The sequence below is a fragment of the Catenulispora yoronensis genome, from assembly GCF_039531695.1.
GTDB lineage: Bacteria > Actinomycetota > Actinomycetes > Streptomycetales > Catenulisporaceae > Catenulispora > Catenulispora yoronensis.
Window position 1 is genome coordinate 82,942 of sequence record NZ_BAAAQN010000039.1, and the last position, 19,163, is coordinate 102,104.

20 protein-coding genes are annotated in these 19,163 nt (G+C 72.7%); 5 read left to right on the forward strand and 15 right to left on the reverse strand.

The features are described 5' to 3' along the window. Positions 1-76 precede the first annotated feature (76 nt). The 4 genes from ABD481_RS28140 to ABD481_RS28155 form a co-directional block, all read right to left on the reverse strand. The gene (locus ABD481_RS28140) at positions 77-1,330 is read right to left on the reverse strand and encodes a sensor histidine kinase (RefSeq protein ID WP_344668784.1); all 1,254 of its coding nucleotides are present in this window, start codon (positions 1,328-1,330) and stop codon (positions 77-79) included. Positions 1,331-1,344: 14 nt separating this feature from the next. Beyond that, positions 1,345-1,923 (reverse strand): hypothetical protein, encoded by a 579-nt coding sequence (locus tag ABD481_RS28145; protein WP_344668785.1) that lies wholly within the window; start codon positions 1,921-1,923, stop codon positions 1,345-1,347. 72 nt (positions 1,924-1,995) lie between these two features. Continuing rightward, a complete protein-coding gene (locus ABD481_RS28150; protein ID WP_344668786.1) occupies positions 1,996-3,012 on the reverse strand; it encodes an SMP-30/gluconolactonase/LRE family protein in 1,017 nt (338 codons plus the stop codon). A gap of 131 nt (positions 3,013-3,143) precedes the next feature. Beyond that, complete coding sequence (locus tag ABD481_RS28155; protein ID WP_344668787.1) at positions 3,144-4,169, reverse strand: 6-phosphofructokinase; 1,026 nt, start codon at positions 4,167-4,169, stop codon at positions 3,144-3,146. 270 nt (positions 4,170-4,439) lie between these two features. Here ABD481_RS28155 and ABD481_RS28160 point away from each other — a divergent pair, with 270 nt between their 5' ends. Next, positions 4,440-5,714, forward strand: a complete 1,275-nt coding sequence (locus tag ABD481_RS28160; RefSeq protein WP_425559307.1) for an alpha/beta hydrolase family protein — start codon at positions 4,440-4,442, stop codon at positions 5,712-5,714. 104 nt (positions 5,715-5,818) lie between these two features. Here ABD481_RS28160 and ABD481_RS28165 read toward each other — a convergent pair whose 3' ends face one another. The 4 genes from ABD481_RS28165 to ABD481_RS28180 form a co-directional block, all read right to left on the reverse strand. Continuing rightward, entirely contained in the window at positions 5,819-6,532 is a 714-nt protein-coding gene (locus tag ABD481_RS28165; RefSeq protein ID WP_344668789.1) for a maleylpyruvate isomerase family mycothiol-dependent enzyme, read from the reverse strand. 80 nt (positions 6,533-6,612) lie between these two features. Continuing rightward, positions 6,613-7,272 (reverse strand): response regulator, encoded by a 660-nt coding sequence (locus ABD481_RS28170; RefSeq protein WP_425559308.1) that lies wholly within the window; start codon positions 7,270-7,272, stop codon positions 6,613-6,615. A gap of 139 nt (positions 7,273-7,411) precedes the next feature. Continuing rightward, positions 7,412-8,665: a MacS family sensor histidine kinase gene (gene macS / locus ABD481_RS28175; protein ID WP_344668791.1), complete on the reverse strand. Its 1,254-nt coding sequence runs from the start codon at positions 8,663-8,665 to the stop codon at positions 7,412-7,414. Beyond that, positions 8,662-9,471: a lysophospholipid acyltransferase family protein gene (locus ABD481_RS28180; RefSeq protein WP_344668792.1), complete on the reverse strand. Its 810-nt coding sequence runs from the start codon at positions 9,469-9,471 to the stop codon at positions 8,662-8,664. Before ABD481_RS28180 ends, macS begins: the two co-directional genes overlap by 4 nt. Before the next feature lie 143 nt (positions 9,472-9,614). On the opposite strand from ABD481_RS28180, the gene ABD481_RS28185 reads away from it, so the two are divergent. Next, positions 9,615-10,442, forward strand: coding sequence for an alpha/beta hydrolase (locus ABD481_RS28185; protein ID WP_344668793.1), 828 nt, complete (start codon positions 9,615-9,617; stop codon positions 10,440-10,442). Position 10,443: 1 nt separating this feature from the next. After that, the gene (locus tag ABD481_RS28190; protein WP_344668794.1) at positions 10,444-11,373 is read left to right on the forward strand and encodes a hypothetical protein; all 930 of its coding nucleotides are present in this window, start codon (positions 10,444-10,446) and stop codon (positions 11,371-11,373) included. Between the two features lie 87 nt (positions 11,374-11,460). On the opposite strand, the gene ABD481_RS28195 is transcribed toward ABD481_RS28190, so the two are convergent. The 5 genes from ABD481_RS28195 to ABD481_RS28215 all read right to left on the reverse strand — a co-directional run bounded on the left by ABD481_RS28195 (position 11,461) and on the right by ABD481_RS28215 (position 15,466). Further along, complete coding sequence (locus tag ABD481_RS28195) at positions 11,461-12,168, reverse strand: endonuclease/exonuclease/phosphatase family protein (protein ID WP_344668795.1); 708 nt, start codon at positions 12,166-12,168, stop codon at positions 11,461-11,463. Between the two features lie 142 nt (positions 12,169-12,310). Beyond that, complete coding sequence (locus ABD481_RS28200; protein ID WP_344668796.1) at positions 12,311-13,249, reverse strand: ROK family glucokinase; 939 nt, start codon at positions 13,247-13,249, stop codon at positions 12,311-12,313. After that, the gene (locus ABD481_RS28205; protein WP_344668797.1) at positions 13,249-13,770 is read right to left on the reverse strand and encodes a DUF5304 family protein; all 522 of its coding nucleotides are present in this window, start codon (positions 13,768-13,770) and stop codon (positions 13,249-13,251) included. The genes ABD481_RS28200 and ABD481_RS28205 overlap by 1 nt, the downstream gene beginning before the upstream one ends. A 17-nt stretch (positions 13,771-13,787) precedes the next feature. Next, positions 13,788-15,029 carry an ArsA family ATPase gene (locus ABD481_RS28210; RefSeq protein WP_344668798.1) on the reverse strand — a complete coding sequence of 414 codons (1,242 nt, stop codon included), beginning with the start codon at positions 15,027-15,029 and terminating at the stop codon, positions 13,788-13,790. Further along, the gene (locus ABD481_RS28215; RefSeq protein WP_344668799.1) at positions 15,026-15,466 is read right to left on the reverse strand and encodes an SRPBCC family protein; all 441 of its coding nucleotides are present in this window, start codon (positions 15,464-15,466) and stop codon (positions 15,026-15,028) included. The genes ABD481_RS28210 and ABD481_RS28215 overlap by 4 nt, the downstream gene beginning before the upstream one ends. A 251-nt stretch (positions 15,467-15,717) precedes the next feature. Here ABD481_RS28215 and ABD481_RS28220 point away from each other — a divergent pair, with 251 nt between their 5' ends. Next, positions 15,718-17,565, forward strand: coding sequence for an AMP-dependent synthetase/ligase (locus ABD481_RS28220; RefSeq protein WP_344668800.1), 1,848 nt, complete (start codon positions 15,718-15,720; stop codon positions 17,563-17,565). Positions 17,566-17,802: 237 nt separating this feature from the next. Here the strand turns inward: ABD481_RS28220 and ABD481_RS28225 are convergent, their stop codons facing one another. Further along, positions 17,803-18,225 (reverse strand): VOC family protein, encoded by a 423-nt coding sequence (locus ABD481_RS28225; RefSeq protein WP_344668801.1) that lies wholly within the window; start codon positions 18,223-18,225, stop codon positions 17,803-17,805. A 4-nt stretch (positions 18,226-18,229) separates the two neighbouring features. Beyond that, positions 18,230-18,670: a helix-turn-helix transcriptional regulator gene (locus ABD481_RS28230; RefSeq protein WP_344668802.1), complete on the reverse strand. Its 441-nt coding sequence runs from the start codon at positions 18,668-18,670 to the stop codon at positions 18,230-18,232. A 27-nt stretch (positions 18,671-18,697) separates the two neighbouring features. Here ABD481_RS28230 and ABD481_RS28235 point away from each other — a divergent pair, with 27 nt between their 5' ends. After that, positions 18,698-19,039 carry a DUF2200 domain-containing protein gene (locus ABD481_RS28235; RefSeq protein WP_344668803.1) on the forward strand — a complete coding sequence of 114 codons (342 nt, stop codon included), beginning with the start codon at positions 18,698-18,700 and terminating at the stop codon, positions 19,037-19,039. The last annotated feature ends 124 nt before the right edge of the window (positions 19,040-19,163 follow it).

The window sequence follows — 19,163 nt, forward strand, 5'->3', positions numbered from 1 at the left end:
GTGCCATAAGCACCACCCGCACCACCCGCACCGCTCGCACCACCCGCACCACCCGCACCGTTCATGCCGTGGCCGTTCATGCCGTCGTCTCCTCCGGGTAGGGGATGAACGCGTCGATCCGGAAGCCGCCGCCCGGTACCGTGCGCGCGGTGAGCGAGCCGCCCAGGGCCGTGGCGCGCTCGCGCATCCCGGGCAGGCCGTTGCCGGTCCCGGCGCCGTCGGTGCCGTCGGCGCAGGCCGCGCCGTCGAAGCCGAGCGGGGCGCCGCGGCCGTCGTCGGTGATCCGCAGCCGCAGGCCGGCCGCGCTCTCCACGAGGATCCAGGCCCGGGCCGCCCCGGCGTGCCGGACCACGTTGGTCAGCGACTCCTGCACGATCCGGTAGCCGGCCTGGCCCACCGCCAGCGGCACCGCGTCCAGGTCGCCGACCACGCTCAGCGCCACCTTCAGCCCGGCGGCCTCGGCCATCTCCACCAGGTGCGCCAGCCGCCCCAGGTCCGGCGCCGGGTCGCGCGGGGCGGCCTGGTCGCCGCGCAGCACGGTGAGCACCGAGCGCACCTCCCCCAGCGCCGACCGGCTGGCGTCCTTGATCGCCGACAGCGCGATCCGGGCCTGCTCCGGGCGCCGGTCCATGACCTCCAGGGCGACGTTGGCCTGCACCGCGATCAGCGAGATGGAGTGCGCCAGCACGTCGTGCAGCTCGCGGGCGATCTCCAGCCGCTCCTCGCTGGCCTGCCGCCGCGCCTCCTGCTCGCGGGCCCGGATCCCCTGCTCCCGCGCCCGCGCCGACTCCAGCGCGCGCTGGCGCAGCACCCGGAACAGCTCGGCCAGGATCAGCAGCGCCAGCAGCCAGCCGATGGTGGACAGCACGTCGACCAGGTCGGTGCGGGTCTGGTGCGGCTTGTTGTGCGCCGGCACCCACAGCATCCCGATCGCGAACAGCACCGAGCTGGTCCACACCTCGCGCCGGTAGCCGACTCCGCCGATCACCACCACCGCGACCAGGGCATTCAGGAAGATCGGGCCGTAGGCGTAGCCCATGAGCAGGTACAGCAGGGTGGCGGACAGGCAGATGGCCAGCGCCACCCGCGGCACCCGCCGCCGGTGGTGCAGCGCGACCGGGCCGGCGGCGATCAGGACCCAGGCGATCCAGTCCAGCGGACGCACGTCGACGGTGTTGAGGGTGCCGTGCCACTTGCCGTAGGCGCCGAGGGTCCCCAGGACGTCGAAGACCAAAAGCGCCATCGGCAGCCCGATAGTGGAACGCTCCATCCACAGCCAGGCCAGCCAGGGCCGGGAGGGCCGCGCGGCGGGCTGCTGCTCATCGGTCATGCCAGAACGCTAGATCAGATCGCGGCCTGCGGGTATCCGTCCGGCGGAGGCTGTGCCGGGCCTGCGGGTACTCCGGCGGGAGTAGCGATCACCGTGGTGGCGGCGCCGGGGCCGGACTCCCGCTCCAGCACCCGGAGGTGGCGCCAGACCGGGATCAGCGGCAGCACCCCGAACACGCCGAAGGACATGTCGACGACCGACCACCAGAACGGGATGCCGCGGATCGGTCCGCAGATCAGGGCCAGCGGGACGACGCCGGCGCAGGCGATCATGCCGAACTGGATCACCCACTTGTTGCGCACCGGGTCGCGCCAGGGGCCGTAGAAAGCGACGGCGATGGTGAGGTGGCCGAAGGCGAGCCAGTCGGTGCCGTAGGCGAGGAAGGGGTAGGCGGCGTTGGTGCGGTGCAGCGCCTCGTGGCAGCGGTCGATCCAGGCGACCAGGGCCGAGGGGGCCGGGAGGTGGTGCAGCCAGGTGCTGAGCCAGCCGGTCTCGGTCTCCAGGGGGAACGCGGTCACGCCGCTGAGGACGAGGCCGATGACGAAGAGGGCCAGCCAGCGGCGGAGGAGCTGGAGGCGTCGGGCACTGTCCACGCGGCGAGAGTATGGCAGGCCGGGCGGCCGGTGCCGGGCACCGGGTTGGCGATCACCCGATCTTCACGCCCTTCACTGTGCCGTCCCGGTTTCGAGCTCCACCACGGCGATGGCGCGCTCGGTGAGGCTCCCGAAGTACAGCGTGTCGCCCCGTCGCCGGACCGAGGTCACCATGTGGTAGTCCACGCCCCAGGCACGCAGGTCGTGCACCACGGTGCCCGCGCTGTTCACCGCGACCGCCCAGGCCACGTCCTTCTCGCCCGGCTGCAACCGCTCGGGTGTGGCCCACACCGAGTGGCGCAGGCGCGGGTTGCGGGGCAGCAGCCAGTCCAGCAGCGGATCGCGGGGGCTCGCCATGGCGATCCAGATCAGGCCGTGGGTGTCCGCGGTGAGGTTGTCGGGGAAGCCGGCGAGCGGGGCGCCGAAGGGGGTCCTGGCCCCGGCGTCGGGCCCGGACAGCGCGACCTGGGTCAGGGCGTAACCGCCGGTCTCGGCCACCACGGCCGCCGCGCCGTCGTCGATCAGCACCAGGCCGTTGGCGAAGGCGAAGCCGTCGGCGACGACCTCGGCCGCGCCGTCCGCGCCGAGCCGCAGCAGCCGTCCGGTCGCGGAGTGCTCCAGCAGGTCGCCGCGATACTCGTCGAGGTTGTAGCGGCGCGAGGACTGGGTGAAGTAGACGGCGTCGTCCGGGCCGACCGCGACGTTGCTGCAGAACGTCAGCGGCTCGCCGTCGACCTTCGCGGCCAGTACTCCGACGGTTCCCTTGGACAGCTGTACCTCCAGCAGCCCGCGCAGGGCGTCGCAGACCAGCAGCCGGTCCTCGCCGTGCAGCTCCAGCCCCAGCGGACGGCCGCCAGTGTTGGTGACGGTGCGCACCTCGCCCTCGGGCGTCACCCGCACGATCCGGCCGTCGGCCAGTCCGGTGTAGAGCGTCCCCCAGGCGTCGACCGCCATGTGCTCCGGCCCGGCGCCCGGCAGCTCGATCCGCCGCAGCTCGGGCAGCGTCCGCACGTCCCCGCGGCGGCGCACCGGCGCGGGGTTCGGCGGCGGCGTCCACCGGAGCGCGGCCATCTTCGTGCGCTGAGCCATCCCAACCCCCTCGGGTCCCCACGGACCGGAGAGGTCCGGTCCGTGGGTGAGGAGATTAGTCCTCGGCCTGGCCGAAGAACACCTTGGTCCGGCCGAAGAACACCATGGTCCGGCCGGGGAGCACGCCGGCTCTAGCCGAAGAAGACCTTGGCCTCCTCGTACATCGCCATCGGCACGGTCTTCAGCGTCGTCGTGGCGTCGGCCAGCGGCACCCGCACGATGTCGGTCCCGCGCAGGGCGACCATCTTGCCCCAGTCCTGGTCGTGGACCGCGTCGATGGCGTGCAGGCCGAAGCGGGTGGCCAGCCAGCGGTCGAAGGGCGACGGGGTGCCGCCGCGCTGGGTGTGGCCCAGGACCGTGGTGCGGGCCTCCTTCTTGGTGCGGCGCTCGATCTCGGCCGCGAGGCGCTCGCCGATGCCGCCGAGGCGGACGTGGCCGAAGGCGTCGAGCTCGCCGGAGGCGGTCTCCATCTGGCCGTCCTTGGGGTGCGCGCCCTCGGCGACCACCACGATCGGGGCGTAGCCGCGGGCGAAGCGGGACTCGATCCAGCCGCAGACCTCCTCGATGTCGAAGGTGACCTCGGGGATCAGGATCACGTTGGCGCCGCCGGCCAGGCCGGAGTGCAGCGCGATCCAGCCCGCGTGGCGGCCCATGACCTCGACGATCAGCGCCCGCGAGTGGGACTCGGCGGTGGTGTGCAGACGGTCGATGGCCTCGGTGGCCACGTGCACCGCGGTGTCGAAGCCGAAGGTGTAGTCGGTGGCGTTCAGGTCGTTGTCGATGGTCTTCGGCACGCCGACGACGCGCACGCCGTGGCCGCCCAGCGCGGTCGCCACGCCCAGGGTGTCCTCGCCGCCGATCGCGATCAGCGCGTCCACGCCCTCGGCGGCCAGGTTCTCCTTGATCCGCTCGATGCCGCCGTCCACCTTCAGCGGGTTGGTCCGCGAGGACCCGAGGATGGTGCCGCCGCGAGGCAGGATCCCGCGCACCGCCTCGACGTCCAGGTGCTTGGTCATCCGGTCCAACGGCCCTTTCCAGCCGTCCCGGAACCCCACGAATTCGAAACCGTAGTACTGCACGCCCTTGCGGACGGCCGCGCGGATCACCGCGTTCAGTCCTGGGCAGTCGCCGCCGCCGGTCAGCACTCCGATACGCATGGCCACACTCCTGATGGTCGCCGATGGTCGTTTGTGATCTCCGTCACTCACGGACTCCGATCACCGTAGCCGGTCCGGGGCGGTAACCAGAAGACGTCGATCACCTGCCGAGACGTGGCGATCACCTGAAGTGATCTTCATCCTTCGAGGTCGCCGCCGGTGCTGTCGCCCCCGGGCGTAGTCCCCGGGGCGGACACCGGCGGCGACATTGCCATCAGTGGCCTGATGTGAGCCCTGTGACGCCTGTGAAACGTTCGGGACATGACAGGCATGACGACCGGGAACCCGTTCCCCACCACCCCGTCCGGACTCTCCCGCCGCAATCTGCTCGGCGCCGCGCTTGCGGCCGGCGCGGCCGTGCCGAATCGCCTCGCCGGGCCGGCGGCCGCAGCCGGAGCCGGAGCCGGAGCCGGAGCCGGGCCCGCGTCCGGGCCCGAGACCGGGTCCGCGGCGCCCGGCGCTCCGGCCGCGTCCGGCTCTCCGACGACGCTCACCTTCCCGCGCCCCACCGGCCCGCACCGGGTCGGCGTCGTGGACCTGCGCCTCGTCGACAAGACCCGTCCGGACCCGACGGCCGGGCCCGGCGCGTTCCGCGAGCTGATGGTCAGCGTCTGGTACCCGGCCCGGGACACCGCGCGCTACCAGCTCGCACCGTGGATGCCCGCCGCCGTCTTCACCCCCTACGCCATCGACGCGGGCTTCGACCCCAGCGCCTTCGCGGTCCCGCTCACCGCCGGCCGCACCGGCGCGCCGGTACTGCGCGCGGAGCGCCGCCTGCCGGTCGTCGTGTACTCCCACGGCGCCCACAGCCACCGCGCCGACAACACCAACGCGGTGCAGGAGCTCGCGAGCCACGGCTTCGCCGTGGTCACCATCGCCCACACCTACGACACCTGGGTGCAGTTCCCCGACGGCCGGATCCTCTCGCCCTCGCACATCCCGATGGGCCCGCCGGACTTCGCCGCCGACGCCCGCTCGGTCCTGGACGCGATCGACGCGCTGGCCGCCGGCCGCAACCCGGACGCCGACGGCAAGCAGCTCCCCGCCGGCCTGGCCGGCAGCCTGGACGCGCGGCGCGTCGGCATGTTCGGCTGGTCCAAGGGCGGCACCGCCACCGTCGACACGATGCTCGCCGACCACCGGGTCCGCGCCGGCCTGAGCTTCGACGGCCCGATGGCTCCGGAGATCACCACCGACCTGGACCGGCCGGTCCTGATGATGACCGCCGAGAACACCCGCGCCGACAACCCCGACGTCGCCGAGGCCTGGAGCCACCTGAAGGGCTGGCGGCTCAACGTCTACGCCGACGGCGCGGCCCACAGCAGCTACAGCGATGTCGAATCGCTGATACCGCAGCTGGCGAAGATCCTCGGGATGAGCCAGGCCGACCTGGAGAGCTGGATCGGGACCCTGAACCCGGCCGAGGGCGCGCACATGCAGCAGGCCTACCCGTCGGCCTTCTTCGATCTGCACCTGCGGGGCCGGCGCAGCCGCCTGATGGAGGCGGCGTCACCGGCCTTCCCGGACCTGAAGTACCTGCCCTGAGAAACCGACCCCGGGATGTGGGCCCTGGAATTCGGGCTCTGGAATGTGGGCCCTGGAATGTGGACTCTGATACCGAAACTCTGACAAAGCGGCGGTGAGCGGCGTCAGGGCACCAGCGACGCCGCGACGATCCGCTCCCCCGCCTCCCGGTCCCCGCTCCACTCCAGCCCCGCGGCGTCGGCGCCGAGCCGGTGCCACAACCGCAGCGCCAGGTCCGAGGCGGTCCCGCAGAGCTCGGCGACCGGCTCCCCGGGGCCGTAGACCCACGTCCGCCCGACGTCGGTGGCACGCAGCGCCAGCGCCACCGACGGTTCGGCGGCCACGCCGCGTCGCACCATCCGCGGCGCGAACAGCTCGAAGACCTCGTCCACCGCGTCGGCCGCCGGCTCCGGCGCGAACGGCTCCGGGTCCCCCAGCGCGCTCTGCGCGTCCCACCGGTGCATCCGCGTCTCCTGCGCCCGCCGCCGCTGCCAGAACCCGACGGTGCGCGGCTGTTGGCTGGTGAAGGTCCACGCCTCGGTGTCCGGATGCACGTCCAGCGCCGCGACGATCTCCTCGACCGTGCTCTCGAACCAGGTGTGCAGCGACGCCGGGTCGTGCGGCGCGGTCCGCTCCTGGTCGTTCCGGCCGTGCCGCTCCCGCACCGCCGTGGTCACCCACAGGTTGCCGTTGCCGAGATGGTCGGTCAGCTCGTACACGGTCCACGGCGCGCAGGACGGCACCTGCCGCCCCAGGTCCGCCGCGGCCAGGCCGGCGAGCAGCCGGGCGTAGGCGTCCAGCTCGGAGCGCAGCAGGGCGAGGAAATCGATGGCAGCCATGCTCCGGACGCTACCCCGGCGCCGCCGGCCGTCACAGGCGCTACCGGCCGCCGGCGCCGGCGCTCACCCGAAGGGACGGCTCAGCCCTCGTCGTCCTCGTCCAGGCCCTGCGCGATCGCGTACCGCACCAGCTCCACGCGGTTGTGCAGCTGGAGCTTGTTGAGCGTGTTCTGGACGTGGTTCTGCACCGTGCGGTGCGACAGCACCAGCCGATCGGCGATCTGCTTGTAGGACAAGCCCTTCGCCACCAGGCGCAGCACCTCGGTCTCCCGCTCGGTGAGCCGCGGCGTGTCGCCCGCGGCCTCGGCGCCTGCGGCGCCCGGCGGCAGCATCGAGAGCTTGCGGAACTCGCCGAGCACCAGACCGGCCAGCCCCGGGGTGAACACCGGGTCGCCGACCGCGATCCGCTCCACGGCCGCGAGCAGCTCCTCGCGGCTGGCGGACTTCACCAGGTAGCCGATGGCGCCCGCCTTCACCGCCTGGAGCACGTCCTGCTGCTCCCCGGAGGCGGACAGCACCAGCACCTTGACCTCGGGGTCGGCGGCCACCAGCCGGGCCGTCACCTCCGCCCCGGACAGCCGCGGCATCTGCATGTCGAGCACCACGACCTGCGGCCGGGACGCCGTCCCGCGCCGCACCGCTTCCTCGCCGTCCCCCGCCGTGGCCACCACGTCGTACCCGGCCTCGGCGAGGTCGCGGGCCACCGCGTCCCGCCACATCGGGTGGTCGTCGGCGACCATGACCCGGACCTGAGTGTTCACGGGACTCGACTCTACAAAGCCGCGCCCACTCATCGCACTTTCCGTTCCGCCTGGTGACCCTCGCTGCTGACCCTCGCCCCGCATCGCAGCGCTCGACCCCCGTCCCGGCGCCCGTCCCTCATCGCAGCGCTCGCCGCACCGCGGAGACCGACGCCGCGCCGCCCCCGGACCGCCGGGGCCGCGGCACGCGCATCTCCACCTCAGCGCCCTGACCCGGGACGGAGACCACTTCGACACTGCCTCCGACGTCGCGCAGCCGGCCCTCGATGGAGTGCGCGACACCGAGCCGGCCGGCCTCCCGGGCCTGCGCCAGACGGCCCTCGGGGATGCCGGGGCCGTCGTCGCGGACCGTGACCACGACCCCGTCCGCCTCGTCCTCGACCAGGATCCAGGCCCGGGCCCCGAGGCCGTCGGCGCCCGGGCCGCCGTGCGCCCGGACGTTGTCCAGGGCCGCCGCCACCGCCGCGGCCACCTCGCGGGCCACCGGACCGGGCAGCGTGACCGGCTCGCCGGGCCCGGACAGCGTCACCCGCGGCCCGGCGAGCCGGCCCAGCAGGGCCGACAGGTCCAGGTCCACCGGATCGCCGTCCCCGGTGTCGACCTCGTGCCAGGAGTTGACCAGCGAGCGCAGGGCCCGCTCCTGCTCGCCGGCCATCAGGCCCAGGTCCGCGCCGGCGCCGCCGATCTCCGCGCCGCGCCGCTGCACCATGGCCAGGACCTGGAGCACCCCGTCGTGGATGTCCCGGGCCAGCCGCTGGCGCTCCCGGGTGGCGGCCTCCAGCCGCTGCGCCCGCACCAGCGTGAGCTCGGCGTTGCGGCCCAGCTCGGTGACGTAGCCGATGGCGGTGCCGAGCAGGCCCATCAGGACGATGTTGTGGATCGCGTCCTGGGTCAGGGCGCCGCGCTCGGCGAGGTCGGCGGCGCCGATCGCGGCCGCGCCGGCCAGCCCGCCGCGCCAGCCCAGCGCGATCGCGGCGGCGATCACCGGGGCCGCGGACCACACGGTCGGCAGCGTCATCGCGCCGCGGTGTACGCGCTCGGGCGTGTCGACCAGGACCGTGCTCAGCACGCTGGCCGCCCCGATCGCCAGATCGGTGACGACGAAGGCGAGCAGCGCGGGGCGGGTGGTGCTGGTGCGGTGGTAGACGATGCCCGTCCACCCGGTCCAGGCGGCCATCGAGATCAGGACGGCCAGGGCCGCGCCGATGTGCGCGTAGCGGTCGTAGGAGGCCGCGAAACGGGCCACGGCGTAGCCGAGGGCCAGGGCCCGGAAGACGCCCAGCGCGCGCCACATGGCGCTGGTGACGGCGATCTGCTCGGACGCCGGCGCCGGAACCGCCCCCCGCGCCGCCGGACCCCCCGATCCGGTCATCGCCGCCGGGCGTCCTCGTCCGATTCCTGCTGCCGCTTCTCCTCGATCTCGGCGCGGCGCTCCTCGGCGGCGGTGCGCTTGGCCTCGGCGCGCTGCGCGGCGCGCTCGGCGGCCTTCTCGGCGTTGATGAGCTTCTTGGCGTCGGTGGCGTACATGTCGACGTACTCCTGGCCGGACAGGTCCATCAGCGCGTACATGATCTCGTCGGTGATCGAGCGGAGGATGTAGCGGTCGTCGGCGGCGCCGGGCAGCTCGCGGTACCGGGAGAAGTCCAGGGGCTCGCCGAACCGCACGCCGACCCGCTTGATCTTGGGCACGACCTGGCCGGAGGGCTGGATCTCGAAGGTGCCGACCATCGCGCAGGGCACCACCGGGACGCCGGACTCCAGGGCGATGCGCGCGATGCCGGTGCGGCCCTTGTACAGGCGGCCGTCGGCCGAGCGGGTGCCCTCCGGGTACAGGCCCAGCGCCTTGCCCTCGTTCAGGATGCGCAGCGCGGTCCGCAGCGCCGGGTCGGCGGCCTGGCCGCTGGAGCGGTCGATCGGGACCGAGCGCACGCCGCGGAAGAAGGCCGCGGTGAGCCGGCCCTTGATCCCCTTGCCGGTGAAGTAGTCGGACTTGGCCAGGAAGTAGACCGGGCGGGGGACCATCAGCGGCATGAAGAACGAGTCGGAGAACGACAGGTGGTTGCTGGCCAGGATCACCGGCCCCTCGGCCGGGATGTGCTCCAGGCCCTTGGCCCAGGGGCGGAACAGCACGCGGAGCAGCGGTCCCAGGAAGACGACCTTGAGCAAGCCGTAGAACAACCGTCTGCCTCTCCGTGAGGGTCTGTGCACGCGCGGTGGCTTCGCTCGGCGAACGCACGGCGTTACCTTCGGGTTTCCGGAGCGAACATTACTGCGTGCGGCGTCGCTGTACTCCCCCCGTCCGCCGTGGAACGATGGTGACCATGACCGCGCCCGTGCTCCCCGGTGCCGAGCCCTTCTCCCATGACACGACCGCCGTCGGGCCAGGTGGCGGCGTCGACAGCGGTCCGGAACCGGCCGCCGGCGGCGCCGCGGCCGGTACGGTCGGCGTACTGCTTTGCCACGGATTCACCGGTTCGCCGCAGTCGCTGCGGCCCTGGGCCGAGCACCTGGCCGCGGCCGGCTTCGGCGTCCGGCTGCCGCGGCTGCCCGGCCACGGCACGAACTGGCGGGACATGCAGGTCACCACCTGGGACGACTGGTACGCCGAGGTGGACCGGGCGTTCCACGAGCTCAAAGCCGGCTACCGGCGGGTGTTCGTGGTGGGCCTGTCGATGGGCGGCACGCTGGCCCTGCGGCTGGCCGAGCGGCACGGCGCCGACGTCGCCGGGATCGTGCTGGTGAACGCCTCGGTGAAGCCGGACAAGGCGGTGATCAGGCTGCTGCCGGTGCTCAAGCACCTGGTGCCCAGCGTGCCCGGGATCGGCAACGCGATCAACAAGAAGGGCGTCAGCGAGCTGGCGTACGACCGGGTGCCGCTCAAGGCCCTGCACTCCTTCGCCGGCGGCTGGCACACGGTGCAGGCCGACCTGCCGAAGGTGACGCAGCCGACGCTGCTGTACCACTCGGTGACCGATCCGGTGGTGCACCCTTCGAACAGTGCCCTGATCCTCAGCCGGATCTCGTCGACCGATGTCACGGAACGAGTGCTCGAAAAGAGCTCGCATGTGGCTACGCTGGATCATGACGCGGAGCAGATCCACGCCGGATCGGTGGAATTCATCCGGCGGGTCGCGGGGTTGGGGAATTGATGTGAGCACCGCCAATGAACAGCCGGGGTCGGGCCTGCCCGAGGAGCCGGGCGAGCCCGGTGAACTGGACGAGCTGCGCGAGCCGGCCGGTTTCGAGGAGCCGGCTGGTTTCGAGGAGCCGGCCGACGCCGAGCGTGCCGAGCGTGCCGGGAGCGGCGCGGATCCGGTCGACGCGACCGACGCGACCGACACGACCGACACGACCGATGCGACCGATGCGCCGACCGAGGGCGCGGTCGCGGAGAGCACGGCCGTCGACAGCGGCATCACGGACAGCTCGGTCGTTGAGAGCACAGCCGCCGACAGCACGCTCGCGGAGAGCGTCGTCGCGGAGGGCGCCGTGGTGGAGAGCACCCTCGCGGAGAGCACCGTGGTGGAGAGCACTCTCGCTGAGAGCGCGCACGCCGGGAGCACCGTGGCCGGAAGCGCCGTCGCCGAGACCGAGGAAGAACGGATCGCCCGCGAGCAGATCGAGTTCGACAAGCTGGTGGCGGCGTTCCACGGCGAGTCGGCGCCCGATCCGCAGCCCCGGCGGCCCGGTCCGGGCACCGCCGGCGGCACCGGGACCGGCTCGGCCGGCCGCCCGCACAAGATCATCCGCTACCCGGTCCTGGACCCGCGTCCGGAGTGGGAGGGCGCCATCGTCGAGCCCACCGACGAGACCACCTCCGACCCGCTGGACTACATCGAGCACTACGAGCCGCCGGACCCGGAGCTGCCGCAGGCCAGCGCCGCGACGCTGGCGTCGTGGACGATGCTGCTCGGCGGCGTGGCCTTCCTGGTGCTGCACGCCCTGCTGGGGTGGCAGACCTCGGAGTACCTGAGCTGGCTGGCCATCGTCGGCGTGTTCGGCGGGATCATCTCGCTGGTGGCGCGGATGAAGCCGGACCGGGACGAGTACGACGACCCGGACAACGGAGCTGTCGTATAACCGCCACTGTCCGATAACCACCATCGCCTGACCGCCGCCACCTGAACGCCGCCGTCGAAAAAGCTCGGCCGCCGTCGTGCCGAGCGCTCAGACCGTCAGTACCGCCAGCACCGGCCGGTGGTCACTGGCGACCGCCATGTCGGCCTGCGCGACCAGGTCGGTCGGCACCCCGGCCCGCACCACCTCGACGTCGTCGGACACGAACACCGCGTCCAGGCGCTGATACGGGTCGCGGGCCGTGGAGGTGTACTCCTCGCCCGCCGGCGCCACCTGCCAGGCGTCCGCCATCCGCGCGGTCAGCGCACCCCACTCCACGCTGTCCGGGTGGCTGTTGAAGTCCCCGCACAGCACCCGGGCCGGGGCCTGCTCGCGCTCGGCGAAGTCCTGGAGCCGTCCGAGCACCTCCTCGGCCTGGTCCTGCCGCTGGGCGCCGTCCAGGCTCAAGTGGGTGGAGGCGACGGTGAAGCGGCTGCGGCCGACGGTCAGCGCGGCCAACGCCATCCCGCGCAGATGCAGCCCTCTGCGATGGCGCAGGTAAAGGGTCTCCTTCGCGGCCACCCGCACCCGCTCGGCGGCCAGCAGCAGGTTCCCGGAGGCGTCGGCGCCGCCGATCACCACGCTGAGGCCGAACTCCGCGGCCATCGCCCGAGCCGCCCGGCGCCAGCCGAAGAACCGGGGGGACTCCTGGACGCACACCACGTCCGGCTCGCACCCGCGCACCACGCGCGCGAGGGCCGCGCGGTCGTCCCGCAGGGACCGCACGTTGTAACTGAGGACTCGCACTGTCTCCGCCATGGCGATCACCACGGTATGCGGTGATCGCCTCGGCGGAAAGCCGCCGGACCCGTCGGGGCGTCCGGCGGCGGGCCGTCAGGCCGGGCAGCCAGGCCGAGCAGCCAGGCCAGGCAGCCAGGGCCGGGCGGTCGGAGCCCGCCGGTCAGAGCCGGGCGAGGTCGGCGGCGCCGATCAGCCCCGCGTCCGGGCCCAGGGTGGCGGTGAGCACCTGGGCGTAGGGGCGGTGGCCGGCGCCGGCCAGCTTGCGGCGGTAGGCCTCGGCGGCGGGGGCGCGCAGCAGGTCCCCGGCCTCGCTGACGCCGCCGGCCAGCACGAAGGCGCTGGGGTCAAGCAGCGCGGCCATGTCCGACATGCCCTGGCCGAGCCAGTCGGCGATCTCGTTGAAGGCCGCCAGGGCGATGGTGTCGCCGCCCCGCGCCGCCTCGGTGATGTGCGAGCCCTGGATGCCCTCGACGGTGCCGTCGCCGAGCGCGAGCAGGTCCTTGGCCTTGCCGATGGCCGCGGCGGCGCGCTCCCGGGCGGCGCGCACCAGCGCGTTGCCGGAGGCGTACTGCTCGAAGCAGCCGCGGTTGCCGCAGCCGCAGGGCCGGCCGTCGGGCACCACGCGGTAGTGGCCCGGCTCGCCGCCGATCCCGAACCGGCCGCGGTAGAGCGCGCCGTTGAGGATCAGGCCGCCGCCGATGCCGGTGCCGACGGTCAGCACGACCACGTCGTCGTGGCCGGCCGCGGCGCCGAACTTGGCCTCGCCCCAGGCCGCGGCGTTGGCGTCGTTCTCGACCACCACCGGCAGGCCCACGCGCTCCTCGATGCGGGTCTTCAGCGGCTCGTTCACCCAGGACACGTTGGGCGCGAACAGCACGGTGGCGCGGTCGGCGTCGATGAAGCCGGCGGCGCCCAGGCCCACCGCGCCGATCTCGTGGTCCCCGCGGACCTTGCGGATCGCCTCGGCGATGGCGTCGGCGGTCTGGTCGGAGTCCTCGGGGGTGGAGACCTTGACCGAGTCGAGGATCTTCCCCTTCTCGTCGACCACGCCGGCCAGGATCTTGGTGCCGCCGATGTCTACGCCGATGGTGAGAGTCATTATTCCCTGTTCTTCTTTTCGGACGGATCGATCCGGTCCACCCGTTCGACGGTGATCTTCTCCTGCTGCCGTGCCCCGTCGGGCCCGGCGGATCCCCCGTCGCGCCAGTTCTGCTCCGAACCGCGCACGGCCGACCGGAACGCCTTGGCGACCTCCCGGCCCGCCGCGCCCAGATGGCGCGCCACCTCAGGGTACGACTCGATCGCGGGCGCCACGACGCGCGCCTCGATGGTCGCCCAGAGCTTGCGCGCCTCTTCGGCGAGCGTCCCGAGATCCTCGCGCACGGTGGTGGGCCCTGTCGAGCCGGGGTCCGGGGGTGTCCGGTCCTTGGAAGGATCGGTACCGTCCGTGGTTCCGCCGTCCCCCGGGGTGGCCGAGGCGGCGGCCGGATCGTCCTCGAAGGGGATGTCCCGGTCCTCGGACCCGGATGCCTCGGACTCGGATGTCTGAGCCCCCGATGCCTCGGACTCGGATGCTCCGGACTCGGATGCCTGGGCCCTGGTGCTGCCTGAATCGCTCACGGCTTGCGTCCCTCCCGTCAACTGTCGCCGGTTTGTGCGTCTTCACTATGGTCCGTCAGGAAGCGCTCGGGCCACAGGTTCTCGTCGGGTTTGAAGCCGACGCGCAGCACGCCGTCGGCGATCCGGGCCGAGGCGATGCGGCAGCGGCGCAGCGCGGCGGGCAGCGGGAAGGCGCGGCGGTGCACGGTGACGCCGGGGACGTCGACGGTGACCACCAGCTCGTCGCCGGAGCGCACCAGGCCCAGCTGGTCCCGCTCCACGCCGGGCAGCGGGAGGTCGTAGCGGTAGCCGTCGCCGTCCGGGGCGACCGCGGGCTCCGGCGGGTCGGCGAGCCCGGGGACGGGGTCGCCGTCGGCGTACACGGCGGCGCCGAGGGCCGCCAGCGCGGCGACGCCGAGCGGTTCGGCGCCGGTCCTGGCGACGTCGGCGAGGGTGGTGAGGTCCGCGCGCAGGCCGTGCAGCGCCAGCAGCGTGGGCGTGGCCTGGAGCAGCGGCTGCGCGGCGGCCGACGGCGTCCCGACGATCCGCACCAGGCTGCCGGGGTGGGCCAGCGCGGTCCGGACCGCGGCGATCTCGGCGGAGGCGTTCTCGGTCCACTGCGTGACCATCACGAACGGGGAGGGCAGGCCGACCAGCCCGGCCAGCAGCGGACGCAGCGCGCGGGCCGCCTGGCCCTCGATCGGGCGCAGCCGGCGCAGCGCCGCCGAAGCGGTCTCCGGCCAGGCCAGCATCGACAGCGCGGCCTTCAGCGGCGGGCCGTCGACCACGACGGCGTCCCATTCGGCCGACGCGACCGCTTCGGCGATCTCGCGCAGCGCGAGGATGTCGGGCAGGCCGGGGACCGGGCCGAGCTCGGTGGCGTCGGGCGCGGACAGCCCGGCCGCGGCCAGCGGGCCGGAGAGCAGGCGGGCCAGGCCGACCAGGGCGTTCTCGGTGGCGGCCGCCGGGTCGAAGCGGCGGACGGTGAGGTTGGCCAGGGCGGCGGCGAGCGCCTTGTCCGGGCCGTCCGGGCCGTCCGAGCCGTCCCGGTCGTCCCGGTCGTGCAGCCCGTCCAACCCGTCGTCCGGGTCGTCGATATCCAGCACGTTGCCGTCCCCGGACACCCCGGAGGCGCCGAGCACGGCGGCCAGTTCCCCGGCGTCGGCCACGCCGAGCAGCAGCACGCGGTGGCCGGAGGCGGCCGCGCGCAGCGCCGTGGCGGCGGCCAGGGTGGTGGTGCCCGCGCCGCCGGGGCCGGTCAGGAATAGCAGACGCGTCACGAAGAGATCGCCTCGACGCGCTTCTTCAGACCGGACAGGGCCCGGTCGATGATCAGCTTCTCGACCTTGCGCTTGAGCAGCCCCACCATCGGCAGCTTCACGTCCACCGTGAGCTGGTAGGTGACGTGGCTGCCGGTCGCGGTCGGCTCCACGACGTAGGAGCCGTCCAGCGCGCGCATCATGTTGGAGGAGACCAGGGTCCAGTGGACCTCGGTCTCGGACGGGTACTCGTACGCCAGAGTGTGCTCGTCGCGCAGGGCGCCGGCGTCCATCCGGAACCAGACCCGGAGCGCCCGGCCGGCGTCGTCGCGCTCCTCGATGCGGGCGTCCTTCACCTCGCCGGTCCACTGGGGATAGGCCGCGAAGTCGGTGATCACCCGGAGCACGGCCTCGGGCGGGGCCGTGATGTCGATGCTGGACTTCGTGCGCTCGGACATGGCCCGCCTCCTCGTCGTCGGTGGTTGCGGCCAAGGTTATCGCGTAGCGGGCGGCCAACGGCCGGTCGCGCCTTCCGGCAAGGCATTATGGTGTCCAGGCCTCTTCCCATAACGAGAAGTCGAGCAGGTTACAAAACAGCATCAAGTACTACCTACTGGTTGGTAATAAGCAGTAGCGTCAGGGCGTCCCGACCCGGTGGCGAGGAGGTCGCCGCGTCGTCCGGCCTCGAAGACGAGGAGTCAAGACCAACGTGCGTGAGTTCAGCGTCCCGCCGCTTTACGAAGTCGGTGCCGCCGGAAACCTGACCGACGTGATCCATGACGCGGCCGAGAAGACTCCCCAGGCGCCGCTGCTGGGCCGCAAGACCGGGGGCACCTGGCACGACGTGACCGCGCAGGCCTTCCTGGCCGAGGTGCGCACGCTGGCCAAGGGCATCGCCGCGGCCGGCGTCGCGCCCGGCGACCGGGTCGCCCTGATGTCCCGCACCCGCTACGAGTGGACGCTGCTGGACTTCGCGCTGTTCGAGGCCGGCGCGGTCGTGGTGCCGGTCTACGAGACCTCCTCGGCCGAGCAGGTCGAGTGGATCCTGTCCGACTCCGGCGCGATCGCGGTGTTCGCCGAGACCTCGGTGAACGCCGCCACCGTGCAGACCGCGCGCACCGGCGCCACCAACTCCGGGCTCGGCGGCGCCCCGGCGGTGCGCGAGGTGTGGATCATCGAGCCGGACTCCGGCACCGGCGCGGTGGAGCTGCTCGGCGCGCGCGCCGGGGAGATCACCGACGAGGAGCTCGACCGGCGGCGCGGCCTGGCCGCCCCCGAGGACCTGGCCTCGATCATCTACACCTCGGGCACCACCGGCCGTCCCAAGGGCTGCGTGCTGACCCACGGCCAGTTCCTGAGCGAGAGCCACAACGTGACGCGCATGGCGCAGGCCGCGTTCAACAGCTCCGGCTCCACCCTGCTGTTCCTGCCGCTGGCGCACGTGCTGGCCCGGGTCATCCAGGTCGCGGCGCTGACCGCGCGGGTCAAGCTCGGGCACTGCTCGGACACCAAGAAGATCGTCGAGGAGCTGGGCTCCTTCAAGCCGACCTTCATCCTGTCGGTGCCGCGGGTGTTCGAGAAGGTCTACAACGGCGCGTCGCAGAAGGCGCACGCCGACGGCAAGGGCGCGATCTTCGACAAGGCCGCGGCCACCGCGATCGCCTGGTCCCGCGCCGACTACGCGGGCAAGGTGCCGCTCGGCCTGAAGCTGCGGCACGCGGTGTTCGACAAGCTGGTCTACGGCAAGCTGCGCGCGGCCCTGGGCGGCAACGCCACGCTGGCGGTCTCCGGCGGCGCGCCGCTGGGCACCCGGCTGGTGCACTTCTTCCACGGCATCGGCCTGGCGGTGCAGGAGGGCTACGGCCTGACCGAGACCTGCGCGGCGATCACCCTGAACCCGATCGGCGCCGCCCGCCCCGGCACGGTCGGCGTCCCGCTGCCCGGCGCCTCGGTGCGGATCGCCGAGGACGGCGAGATCCTGGTCAAGGGCCCGATGGTGTTCTCCGGGTACTACAACAACGACAAGGCCACCGCCGAGGCCGTCCAGGACGGCTGGTTCGCCACCGGCGACCTGGGCTCGCTGGACAACGACGGCTACCTGTCGATCACCGGCCGCAAGAAGGAGATCCTGGTCACCGCGGGCGGCAAGAACGTGGCCCCGGCGGTGCTGGAGGACCGGATCAACGCCCACCCGCTGGTGAACCTGTCGATGGTGGTCGGCGACCAGCAGCCGTTCATCGCCGCCCTGGTCACCCTGGACCCCGAGGCCCTGCCCACCTGGGCCGCGGCCCACGGCAAGCCGGCCGGCTGGACCATCGCCGAGGCGGCCGAGGACCCGGAGGTCCGCGCCGAGGTGCAGAAGGCGGTCGACGACGCCAACCGCGCGGTCAGCCACGCCGAGGCGATCAAGAAGTTCACGGTGCTGGGCGTGGAGTGGAGCGTCGAGGGCGGGCAGGTGACGCCGTCGATGAAGCTGAAGCGGAACGTGGTGATGCTGGAGAACGCCGACGACGTGGCCGCGCTGTACGCGGGCGTGGCGTCGACGACCAGGAGCTAGGAGCCGGGGGTCCGCGGCCGGCCGAGGCGGATCGGAGAAGTCGGAGAAGCCAGGCCGGCCGAATCAGACCAGGCAGTTCAGACCAGGCGGTTCAGACCAGCCAGTTCAGACCAGGCAGTTCAGACCAGCCAGAGAAGGGCGTTCCCCCTCGAACGCCCTTCTTCTTGCTTTCCCCGCCGCGCCGGTTTCTCCGGTGGCTCCGGTGGCTCCGGTTCTTCGCGCGGATGCGGCGTCGGCTCAGCCCATCTGCCGCGGCGTCATCAGCCGGATGTGGTTCCCGGACGGGTCGCGGAACGAGGAGTCCCGGCCGTAGGGCTCGTCGGTCGGCTTCTCGACGAAATCCACGCCCTTGGCGGAGAGCTCGGCGTAGGCGGCGTCGACGTCGTCGGTGGTGAAGAAGAGGAAGCCGGCGTGGCCCTTGCCCATCAGCTCCTCGACCTTGGCGTGCGTCGCCTCGTCCATGATCGGCTCGCCGGGGATCTTCATGAGCACGATGGCGATGTCCGGCTGATGCTCGGGCCCGACGGTGAGCCACCGGAAGTTGTTCATCTCCGGCATGGTGACGTCGACCCGGACCACCATGCCGAGGACGCGGGTGTAGAAGTCAAGGGCGACGTCCTGGTCGTGGACCCAGACCTGAGTGCTGTTGAAGGAGATCATGTCGTCACGCTAAGCCGCCCGCTTCTGCGGCGTCTTCTCGAAACGTCCGGTTCCGCGGCCGTCCGTACTCGCGCAGCGCGCAGGCGGGCACCAGCACGAAGTCCGACGCCGGCGGATACGCCGCCCGGTAGGCGGCCGGCGAGCGCCCGTAGACCCGCGTGAAGCTGGTCGTGAACGACCCGACGCTGGTCAGCCCGACCGCGCAGCAGATGTCGGCCACGGCGTAGTCGGTGTGCCGCAGCAGCGCGGCGGCCCGCTCCAGGCGGCGGGTGAGCAGGTAGGCGTGCGGCGACTCGCCGAAGGCCCGCCGGAACTCCCGCGAGAAGTGCGCCCGCGACAGGCTCGCCGCCGCGGCCAGGTCGGCCACGGTCAACGGCTCGGCGTAGCGGGCGTCGGCGAGGTCCTTGGCGCGCTGCAAGTGGCGGGCGGGCGGTACTGGAGCCACGCAGGCGAGCGTACTAGCCTCGGTGGCGTGAGCAGAATCTTCACCACGAGCGTCTCCTCGGTGTATCCGCACTACCAGGCGAAGCTGGAGCGGAAGGGCCGGACCAAGGCCGAGCTCGACGAGGCGATCGAGTGGCTGACCGGATTCGACGACGAGGCGCTGGAGCGGCACCTGGAGGCGGGCACGACGTTCGAGGAGTTCTTCGAGCAGGCCACGCTCAATCCGAACGCCACGCTGATCACCGGACTGGTGTGCGGGGTGCGGGTCGAGGAGGTCGAGGATCCGCTGATGCGGAAGATCCGCTATCTCGACAAGCTGGTGGACGAGCTGGCCAGGGGCAAGGCGATGGAGAAGGTGCTGCGGGGGTAGCGCTGGGGCTGCTGCGGAGCATACGAACCGCTGGCGACCGGTAGGCACTGCTGCGGCGTCGGCGCAGGTCGCGGTGTAGGCGCAGGTCGCGGTGTAGGCGCAGGTCGCGGCGTCCGCGAATAGC

Coding starts and splice junctions, on each gene's coding strand:
- ABD481_RS28140 (WP_344668784.1), bottom strand. CDS start 1,330: ATGACCGATGAGCAGCAGCCCGCCGCGCGGCCCTCCCGGCCCTGGCTG.
- ABD481_RS28150 (WP_344668786.1), bottom strand. CDS start 3,012: ATGGCTCAGCGCACGAAGATGGCCGCGCTCCGGTGGACGCCGCCGCCG.
- ABD481_RS28155 (WP_344668787.1), bottom strand. CDS start 4,169: ATGCGTATCGGAGTGCTGACCGGCGGCGGCGACTGCCCAGGACTGAAC.
- ABD481_RS28160 (WP_425559307.1), top strand. CDS start 4,440: ATGACGACCGGGAACCCGTTCCCCACCACCCCGTCCGGACTCTCCCGC.
- ABD481_RS28165 (WP_344668789.1), bottom strand. CDS start 6,532: ATGGCTGCCATCGATTTCCTCGCCCTGCTGCGCTCCGAGCTGGACGCC.
- ABD481_RS28170 (WP_425559308.1), bottom strand. CDS start 7,272: ATGGTCGCCGACGACCACCCGATGTGGCGGGACGCGGTGGCCCGCGAC.
- macS (WP_344668791.1), bottom strand. CDS start 8,665: ATGACCGGATCGGGGGGTCCGGCGGCGCGGGGGGCGGTTCCGGCGCCG.
- ABD481_RS28185 (WP_344668793.1), top strand. CDS start 9,615: ATGACCGCGCCCGTGCTCCCCGGTGCCGAGCCCTTCTCCCATGACACG.
- ABD481_RS28195 (WP_344668795.1), bottom strand. CDS start 12,168: ATGGCGGAGACAGTGCGAGTCCTCAGTTACAACGTGCGGTCCCTGCGG.
- ABD481_RS28200 (WP_344668796.1), bottom strand. CDS start 13,249: ATGACTCTCACCATCGGCGTAGACATCGGCGGCACCAAGATCCTGGCC.
- ABD481_RS28215 (WP_344668799.1), bottom strand. CDS start 15,466: ATGTCCGAGCGCACGAAGTCCAGCATCGACATCACGGCCCCGCCCGAG.
- ABD481_RS28225 (WP_344668801.1), bottom strand. CDS start 18,225: ATGATCTCCTTCAACAGCACTCAGGTCTGGGTCCACGACCAGGACGTC.